This window comes from Halobellus captivus (genome assembly GCF_003697845.1).
Classification (GTDB): Archaea; Halobacteriota; Halobacteria; order Halobacteriales; family Haloferacaceae; genus Halorubrum; species Halorubrum glutamatedens.
Genome location: NZ_RDQE01000019.1, coordinates 24,084 through 32,127 on the forward strand (window position 1 = coordinate 24,084; position 8,044 = coordinate 32,127).

The window sequence follows — 8,044 nt, forward strand, 5'->3', positions numbered from 1 at the left end:
CGCTGTGAGCGCATCCGAACCGTTTATTAATGCACATATTTTACAAGACTCTATGGTGGGATACCCTCGATGACCGGTACAACGGGGACGACCGAACGTGGCGAGTCTCCGCCGATCGCCGCCGTCGCACCGGTCGTGTTCGGCGTGGTTCTGTCTTTAACTGCCTTCGCGTACTTCGTGACGGTGAACGCCATCGACTGGGTGACCGTAACCGTCCTCGCGTATCCGGTTCAGGCGGTGGCTCCGTTCGTGGTAATTAGCGGTGCTATATTGACAATACCGATCATTATACCTACCGTACTCGTCACGATGAAGGCCACGGCGAAGTAGGGCGTCGGCACGAGGACGGTCCGGGAAGACGGTTCCGGTGGCGCCGGGGGCGACCGGACACGCGGGATGTCGGAACGGCGAGCGATCGGAAGGGGGAGCGATCGCGAGGATTTATCATGCGCACGTCTGACGCGTAGGGTATGAAGGGGAGCGACGCCGACGTCGACGACGCGGATGCCGGCGGCGGAACCGATCCGACGGTGGACGCGAACCCGGGAGCCGAGACGCCGGGCGTCGGCGAACCGGTCGTCGAACCCGCCGTCGCGACGGCTTCGGAGGACGTCCCGACGGCGGGCGACGTGGCGTTGAACGGGCTCGACCGGGCGAACCGCCCCGATCGCGTCTCCTCGGTCCTCGTCGCGGTGGGGCCCGGCCCGCACTCCGGCGCGACGGTCGACGTCGCGAGACGGATCGCCGAAGCGACCGACGCGTGGCTGGAGCTGTTCCACGTCGTCCCCTCCGACGAAGCCCTCTCGGGCTGGGACTCACCCGAGGTCGACGGGCCCGATACCGCCAGTGACGACGGGAGTGATGCCGCCGCGGACGACGGGGAACCCGCCGGGCGCGTCGAGAGTGAGGACCACGGGACGGCCGGCGAGCGCCTGCTCGATTCCGCCCGCGACCGGCTCGGGGGCTTCGAGCGCGTGGACCGTTGGCTCGTCGAGGACCGGACCGCCGCCGGCGCGATAGTCGAACAGTCGCCGTACTACGACCTCGTCGTCGTCGGCGCGCCGACGACCGGCACGGTCGGCCGGTTCGTCTTCGGCTCCACGACCGACACCGTCGTCGACGAGGCCGCAGTCCCCGTGGTCGTCGTCGAGGCGGCCGACGAGCAGCCGCTCGAGTAGGCGACGCTCCCCTCCCGTCGCGTTCGAGTCTTCCCTTCTTCGTGTTCGAGTCTTCCCTTCTTCGTGTTCGAGTCTTCCCTTGCTCCCGTTCTGTGCGGTCGCGCGTCCGCGTAGCCGCCGTCCCAAGGAGCGGCCGTTCCCGAGGAGCGGCCGTTCTCCCCGACGACGGAGCGCTCGTACCGGGGCGACAGCGTTAAATCGGTGTACATACTTGTACATTACAACACGAACACATACATCGGTGATCATCATGGATATTCAGAACACGGTCGAACGCGTGACGAACGGGGAGGACCTGTCGCTCGAGGAGGCGCGCGAGGCCGCGCGGCTCGTCTTCGAGGAGATGACCGAGGCGCAGATCGGGGCGCTCCTCGCCGCGTTGCGCGCGAAGGGCGAGACCGAGGCGGAGATCGCGGGCTTCGCACGGGGGATGCGCGACGCGGCCCGGACGATCGAGCCGGACCGGGCGCCGCTCGTCGACACGTGCGGAACCGGCGGCGACGACTACGACACGATCAACGTCTCGACGACCTCGGCGATCGTCGCCGCGGGCGCGGGCGTCCCGATCGCCAAACACGGCAACTACTCGGTCTCCTCCTCCTCGGGCAGCGCCGACGTGCTCGAGGTCGCCGGCGCGGACGTGGAGGCCGAGCCCGCCGCGGTCGAGGCCGCCATCGAGGACGACGGGATCGGGTTCATGCTCGCGCCCGTCTTCCACCCCGCGATGAAGGCCGTCATCGGTCCCCGAAAGGAGCTCGGGATGCGGACGATCTTCAACGTGCTCGGCCCGCTGACGAACCCCGCCGGGGCGGACGCCCAACTGCTCGGGGTCTACGACCCCGAACTGGTCGGACCGATAGCCCGCGCGCTCGCACACATGCCCGTCGATCGCGCGCTCGTCGTCCACGGCGCGGGGATGGACGAGATCGGCATTCACGACGAGACGGTCGCCGCCGAGGTCGTCGGCGAGGAGGTGACGGAGTTCACGATCACCCCCGAGGACCTGGGCGTGCAGCGAGCGCCGATCGAGGCGGTATCCGGCGGGACGCCCGAGGAGAACGCGGCGGACCTCCGTGGGATCGTCGACGGCTCGGTGACGGGCGCGAAACGCGACCTGATCCTCGCGAACGCGGGCGCGGCCGTCTACGTCGCCGGCGAGGCCGACTCCCTGTCGGCGGGCGTCGAGCGCGCCGCGGAGGCGATCGATTCCGGGGCGGCCGCCGACAAGCTCGCCGCGCTCTGTGACGACTCCGTCGAGGAGGCCGAACCGGCCGACTCGAGCGTGGCCGCGGGCTCCGGCGCGGAGGTCGAGTGATGGCGCGGGTGAAGGTGTGCGGGCTCACCGACGGCGCGGACCTCCGGGCGGCGGTCGAGGCGGGGGCGGACGCGGTCGGCGTCATAACCGAGGTACCGGTCGACACGCCCCGGGAGGTCGACCCGGCACGCGCGGCGGACCTGCTCGCCGACGTTCCCCCGTTCGTCACGGCGACGCTCGTCACGATGCCGACGTCGGCCGAGCGCGCGGTCGAACTCGTCCGGACCATCGGCCCCGACGCCGTCCAGCTCCACGGCGAGTGGACCCCCGACGAGCTCCGGTTCATCCGCGCGGAGACCGAGCGGAAGGTGCTGCTCGCGGTCGACGCGACGGACCCGGTCCGTGCCGAGGAGTTCGACGGCGTCGCCGACGCGCTCGTCGTCGACTCGACGCGCGAGTCCGGGGCGGGCGGCACCGGCGAGACCCACGACTGGGCGGCGACCGGCGACCTCGCCGATCGGCTGACGGTTCCCGTCGTGCTCGCCGGCGGGCTCACCGCGGAGAACGTCGCCGAGGCGGTGCGGGTCGCGGACCCGTTCGCGGTCGACGTGGCCTCCGGCGTCGAACGCGTCGAGGGGAGGAAGGACCACAACGCGGTCGCCCGGTTCGTCACCAACGCGGGCCGCGAGATGGAGGTCGCATGACCGGAAGCGGCGACGGGACGACCCCGCTGGACCGCTCGCGCGCGGAGTTCGTCGACCTGATCGACGACGCCGAGCGGCCGGTCGTCGTCCGCGCGGCCGCGTCGCTCGATCCCGAGACCACCCCGCTCTCGGCGTACGCGACGCTCGTCGGCGAGGAGCCGTACGGCTTCCTCCTCGAGTCCGGCGAGAAGGTGGCCTCCAGCGATCCCGACGGCGCGTTCACCGCGGGGGGAAAGGCCGACAGGCACGCCCGCTACTCGTTCGTCGGCTACGACCCGGAGGCGGTCGTCTCCGTTCGTCCGGACCGCACCGAAGTGACCGAACTCGGCCCCGCCGCGGAGTTCATCGGCGGAATCGAGGGCGACGCTGGCGACGAGGACGGAGACGGCGACAACACCGCCAACGGCGACGGCGACAACACCGCCAACGGCGACGGCGACAACACCGCCAACGACGACGCCGACGTCATCGATCGGATCCGCGCCGCGTTCCCCGACGTGGCCCGTCGCGGCTTCCCGGAGACGGACCGGCAGATCCTCTCCGGCGGCTTCGTCGGCTTCCTCGCGTACGAGGCGGTCTACGACCTCTGGCTCGAGGAGGTCGGCGTCGAGCGCCCCGAGACGGACTTTCCCGACGCCGAGTTCCTGCTGACGACCCGGACGGTCGTCTTCGACGAGAAGGAGGGGACCGTCGAACTGGTGTTCACGCCGATCATCGACGTCGACGACGATCCGGGCGAGGTCTACGACGCGCTCGCCGGGGAGGCCGACCGCGTCGCCGCCGACCTCGCGGCCGCCGACCCGCCTGACCCCGACGGCATCCGCGTACGCGAGGAGGAGGCCGACCCGCAGGAGGACTACGAGGAGGCGGTCCGGACCGCGAAACGCCACGTGCTCGACGGCGACATCTATCAGGGCGTGATCTCCCGGAGCCGCCGGCTTCGGGGCGACGTCGACCCGCTCGGGCTGTACGCGGCGCTCCGGGAGATCAACCCCTCGCCGTACATGTACGTCCTCCGTCACGACGACCGGACGGTGGTCGGCGCGAGCCCGGAGACGCTCGTTTCGGTGAAAGGCGATCGGGTCGTCTCGAACCCGATCGCGGGTACCTGTCCGCGCGGGACGAGCCCGGTCGAGGACCGCCGGCTGGCCGGCGAGATGCTCGCGGACGGGAAGGAACGCGCCGAACACACCATGCTCGTCGACCTCGCGCGAAACGACGTTCGCCGGGTGTCCGAGCCGGGGTCCGTCCGCGTCGAGGAGTTCATGAACGTATTGAAGTACAGTCACGTCCAACACATCGAGTCGACGGTGACGGGGACGCTCGCGGCCGATTCTGACCCGTTCGACGCCACGCGGGCGGCGTTTCCCGCGGGCACGCTCACGGGCGCGCCGAAGGTGCGCGCGATGGAGATCATCGACGACCTCGAGACCACTCCACGGGAGGCGTACGGCGGCGGCGTCGGCTACTACTCGTGGACCGGCGACGCCGACTTCGCGATCGTGATCCGGACCGCGACGATCCGCGAGGGGCTCGGATCGGCGGGGGGCGTCGACGCCGAGAACGGTACCGACGAGGTCACGGTCCGCGCCGGCGCGGGACTCGTCGCCGACTCCGACCCGACCGCGGAGTACGAGGAGACCGAGCGGAAGATGGAGGGCGTCCTCGCCGCGATCGATCGGGTCCGCGAGGGCGAGCCAGCACTCGAGGGGATCGGGAAATGAAGGTGGTCGTCGTCGACAACTTCGACTCGTTCACCTACAACCTCGTCGAGTACGTCTCTGAGCTGTCGATCGGGGGGGACGATGTGGATACCGACGGCAACGGTGACAGCGATGGTGGCCCCGAGGACGCCGCCGGCGACGACAACGCCGCCGGCGTCGACATCACCGTGTTGAAGAACACCGCGTCGCTGTCGGCGGTGGAGGCCGAGGAGCCGGACGCCGTGTTGATCAGCCCCGGACCGGGACACCCGAGGAACGAGCGGGACGTGGGCGTCTCCGCGTCGGTGCTCCGGGAGCTGTCCCCCGAGGTTCCCACCCTCGGCGTGTGTCTCGGACTGGAGGCGGCCGTCCACGAGTACGGCGGCACGGTCGGGCACGCGCCCGAGCCGATCCACGGCAAGGCGTTCCCGGTCGATCACGACGGCGAGGGCGTGTTCGCCGGGCTCGAACAGGGCTTTCGGGCGGGTCGGTACCACTCGCTCGTCGCCACGGAGGTGCCCGAGTCGTTCGCGGTCACCGCGACGACCGATCACGCCGGCGAGCCGGTCGTGATGGGTATCCGCCACCGGGACCACCCGATCGAGGCGGTCCAGTTCCATCCCGAGAGCGTCCTCACCGCGGTCGGCCACGACGTGATCCGGAACTTCCTCGAGTCGGTCGCGTGAGGCGTGGGCGGCGGTAGAAGGTAATCGAATCCTCGCGAACGCCCCTCAGCGTGCGTCGTGAACGACCTCGCCGTCAACGACCGTCATCGCCACGTCGACGTCGCGGATCGCGGTCGGATCCTCCCACGGCGACTCCTCGAGGACGACGAAGTCGGCGCGCTTTCCGGGCTCGACGGTTCCCAGCCGGTCCTCGTCGAAGCCGGCGTATGCCGCTCCACGGGTGTACGCGCGAAGCGCCTCGATCACGGAGAGCCGTTGTCCCTCCGCGGGCGCGTTGACGGCGTGGTGGACGCCGAGGAGCGGGTCCATCGGCATCCCGTCGGAGCCGAACGCGAGCCGGACGCCGGCATCGAGCATCTCGCGGTATCGGTTGGTCTCCGCCGTCCGTTCCTCGCCGAGGCGCGACTCGTAGAGCCCGTCGGACCGCGCCCACTTCAGGAAGTTCGGCTGGACGCTGGCGACGACGCCCGTCTCCGCGATCCGGTCGATCGCGTCGTCGTCGGCGAGTTCGACGTGTTCGATCCGGTGGCGGTCCTCGCCCGGATCGCCCGCGGCCACCTCCTCGTAGGCGTCGAGGGTCGCCCGGATCGCCCCGTCGCCGATGGCGTGGGCCGTGAACTGGTAGCCGGCCGCCGTCGCCTCGCGCACCCAGTCGCGTAGCTCGTCGGGCTCGATCACCCACTGTCCGGTCTCGTCGGGGTCGTCGGCGTACGGCTCGGAGAGCTTGGCCGTCCGGCCGCCGAAGCTCCCGTCGGTGAAGGACTTGATCGCGCCGGTCTCGATGAACGCGGAGCCGGCGTTCGTCGCCAGCCCGACCTCCCGGACCGCGTCCAGGTGGTCGGTCCAGTAGTTGATCCGGACGCGGGCGGTCAGCTCGCCGGCCGCGTCGAGGTCGCGGTAGACCCGGGGGGCGTGTGAGTCCCGGACCATGTCGTGAAAGCCGGTGACCCCCCGCTCGGCGCACAGCTCGAGGCCCGCCTCGACGGCCGAACGGGTTCCCGCCACGCCGGGCTCGACCGCCTCGTAGATCGGGTCGATCGCGCTCTCGAGGAGGACGCCCGTCGGGTCGCCCGCGTCGTCGGTCGGGACCGTCTCGTCGGGAACCCTCTCGAGCGCGTCGTCGAACCGGTCGAGCGCAACCCCGTTGACCGCGGCGACGTGCATGTCCTCGCGGAACGCGGCCACCGGGCGGTCGGTCGAGACCCGGTCAAGGTCGGTCCGGGTCAGGTACCGCTTCTCCTCCCACGTCGACTCGTCGTAGCCGTAGCCGAGCACCCACTCGGTCGCGGGGTCGGGGTCGCTGGATCCGTCACCACCCTGGCCGACCTCACCCTCGACCTCCGCCGCCCGCTCCGCCAGTAACTCGACCGCGTCCGCCGGCGAGTCGGCCGCCGAGAGGTCGGCGTGGACGAGCGACCGTCCGACGGTGGTCAGGTGGGTGTGTGCGTCGATGAACCCCGGCAGGAGGGTTCGCCCCGCGAGGTCGACGACGTCGGTGTCCGCCCCCGCGAGGAACTCGACGTCGTACGTCCGTCCGAGCCGCACGACCTCGCCGTCTCGAACGGCGACCGCCTCGTGGGTTGCGTCGGGTTCGGCTAGCGTGTGGACCTCCCCGTTCAGGAAGACCCGGTCCGCGGCTTCGCTCATGAACGTCCTCCCGCGCCGGACGGATTAACCGTTTGGGACGGATCCGGGAAGCCCGTCCGGGGCGCACCCGATCCAGCACTCGGTGATGGTCTCCGGATCTCGGAATCGGGCACACGTTTTATTCGGCCATCGGACGAACCCTCACGTATGTACGACCGGATACTGTTCCCGACGGACGGCACGAAGGGCGTCGATCGCGCGACCGACCACGCCATCGACGCGGCCGACCGGTACGGCGCGACCCTCCACGTGCTCTACGTCGTCGACAGCGACATCGTCAACGCCTACTCCGGCGACGAGTTCGTGGACGGCTCGGAGGGCGCGGAGGAGACTCTCGAGGAGAACGGCCGCGAGGCACTGGAGGCGGTCGCCGAGCGCGCGGAGAGCGCGGGCGTCGAGGTCGTGACCGACCTCGTGTACGGGAAGCCGGACGAGACGATCCTCCGGTACATCGACGAGGAGGACATCGACCTCACCGTGATGGGATCGAAGACGCGGCCGGGCGAGTACCGTCGCATGCTCGGGTCCGTCACGGAGCGCGTCTCCCGACAGTCGCCCGCGCCGGTGAGCATCGTGAAGACGACCGTTCAGGGCTGAGCGGGGGCTGGTCGCTCGGCGGAGCGGTCGGATAGACTCGTTTTTCGACCGCAAAGGCTTCGTTGAGACCCTATTTTCGGACACGAATTTGCGTGAAACAGCCGGTCGATGGAGGGTCCACATCCACCTTTTTCTCGTCCTCAGAAGTCGAAGATTTCTGATGGGCTGCACGAGAGCTGTAGTGATAGCCGAAAAATTTGTAATGTTAGAGTGTGAGTACGAACTATGCCTGGACCGTCGAAAGATCACCTCGAACATCTGAGTGAAGAGGAAC

At 69.8% G+C, this 8,044-nt stretch carries 8 protein-coding genes; 7 read left to right on the forward strand and 1 reads right to left on the reverse strand.

The features are described from left to right. The first annotated feature begins 69 nt into the window (after positions 1 to 69). From EAO78_RS16410 to EAO78_RS16435, 6 genes are all read left to right on the forward strand, one after another. On the forward strand, positions 70 to 330 hold the full coding sequence (locus EAO78_RS16410) for a hypothetical protein (RefSeq protein WP_122106863.1): 261 nt from the start codon (positions 70 to 72) through the stop codon (positions 328 to 330). A gap of 140 nt (positions 331 to 470) precedes the next feature. Next, a complete protein-coding gene (locus EAO78_RS16415) occupies positions 471 to 1,178 on the forward strand; it encodes a universal stress protein (RefSeq protein ID WP_122106864.1) in 708 nt (235 codons plus the stop codon). A gap of 250 nt (positions 1,179 to 1,428) precedes the next feature. After that, the gene (trpD, locus tag EAO78_RS16420) at positions 1,429 to 2,493 is read left to right on the forward strand and encodes an anthranilate phosphoribosyltransferase (RefSeq protein ID WP_122106871.1); all 1,065 of its coding nucleotides are present in this window, start codon (positions 1,429 to 1,431) and stop codon (positions 2,491 to 2,493) included. Further along, positions 2,493 to 3,137 carry a phosphoribosylanthranilate isomerase gene (locus EAO78_RS16425; protein WP_122106865.1) on the forward strand — a complete coding sequence of 215 codons (645 nt, stop codon included), beginning with the start codon at positions 2,493 to 2,495 and terminating at the stop codon, positions 3,135 to 3,137. The genes trpD and EAO78_RS16425 overlap by 1 nt, the downstream gene beginning before the upstream one ends. Continuing rightward, positions 3,134 to 4,861, forward strand: coding sequence for an anthranilate synthase component I (gene trpE / locus EAO78_RS16430; RefSeq protein WP_122106866.1), 1,728 nt, complete (start codon positions 3,134 to 3,136; stop codon positions 4,859 to 4,861). The genes EAO78_RS16425 and trpE overlap by 4 nt, the downstream gene beginning before the upstream one ends. Further along, entirely contained in the window at positions 4,858 to 5,526 is a 669-nt protein-coding gene (locus EAO78_RS16435) for an anthranilate synthase component II (RefSeq protein ID WP_122106867.1), read from the forward strand. Before trpE ends, EAO78_RS16435 begins: the two co-directional genes overlap by 4 nt. Positions 5,527 to 5,571: 45 nt before the next feature. Here the strand turns inward: EAO78_RS16435 and EAO78_RS16440 are convergent, their stop codons facing one another. Continuing rightward, positions 5,572 to 7,173, reverse strand: a complete 1,602-nt coding sequence (locus tag EAO78_RS16440; RefSeq protein WP_122106868.1) for an amidohydrolase — start codon at positions 7,171 to 7,173, stop codon at positions 5,572 to 5,574. Between the two features lie 147 nt (positions 7,174 to 7,320). On the opposite strand from EAO78_RS16440, the gene EAO78_RS16445 reads away from it, so the two are divergent. Continuing rightward, positions 7,321 to 7,770, forward strand: a complete 450-nt coding sequence (locus EAO78_RS16445; RefSeq protein ID WP_122106869.1) for a universal stress protein — start codon at positions 7,321 to 7,323, stop codon at positions 7,768 to 7,770. Positions 7,771 to 8,044: the final 274 nt, after the last annotated feature.

Bases quoted from the DNA above. Each gene is read 5' to 3' on its own strand.
- EAO78_RS16410 (WP_122106863.1), top strand. From the start codon at position 70: ATGACCGGTACAACGGGGACGACCGAACGTGGCGAGTCTCCGCCGATC.
- EAO78_RS16435 (WP_122106867.1), top strand. From the start codon at position 4,858: ATGAAGGTGGTCGTCGTCGACAACTTCGACTCGTTCACCTACAACCTC.
- EAO78_RS16440 (WP_122106868.1), bottom strand. From the start codon at position 7,173: ATGAGCGAAGCCGCGGACCGGGTCTTCCTGAACGGGGAGGTCCACACG.
- trpE (WP_122106866.1), top strand. From the start codon at position 3,134: ATGACCGGAAGCGGCGACGGGACGACCCCGCTGGACCGCTCGCGCGCG.
- EAO78_RS16415 (WP_122106864.1), top strand. From the start codon at position 471: ATGAAGGGGAGCGACGCCGACGTCGACGACGCGGATGCCGGCGGCGGA.
- EAO78_RS16445 (WP_122106869.1), top strand. From the start codon at position 7,321: ATGTACGACCGGATACTGTTCCCGACGGACGGCACGAAGGGCGTCGAT.
- trpD (WP_122106871.1), top strand. From the start codon at position 1,429: ATGGATATTCAGAACACGGTCGAACGCGTGACGAACGGGGAGGACCTG.
- EAO78_RS16425 (WP_122106865.1), top strand. From the start codon at position 2,493: ATGGCGCGGGTGAAGGTGTGCGGGCTCACCGACGGCGCGGACCTCCGG.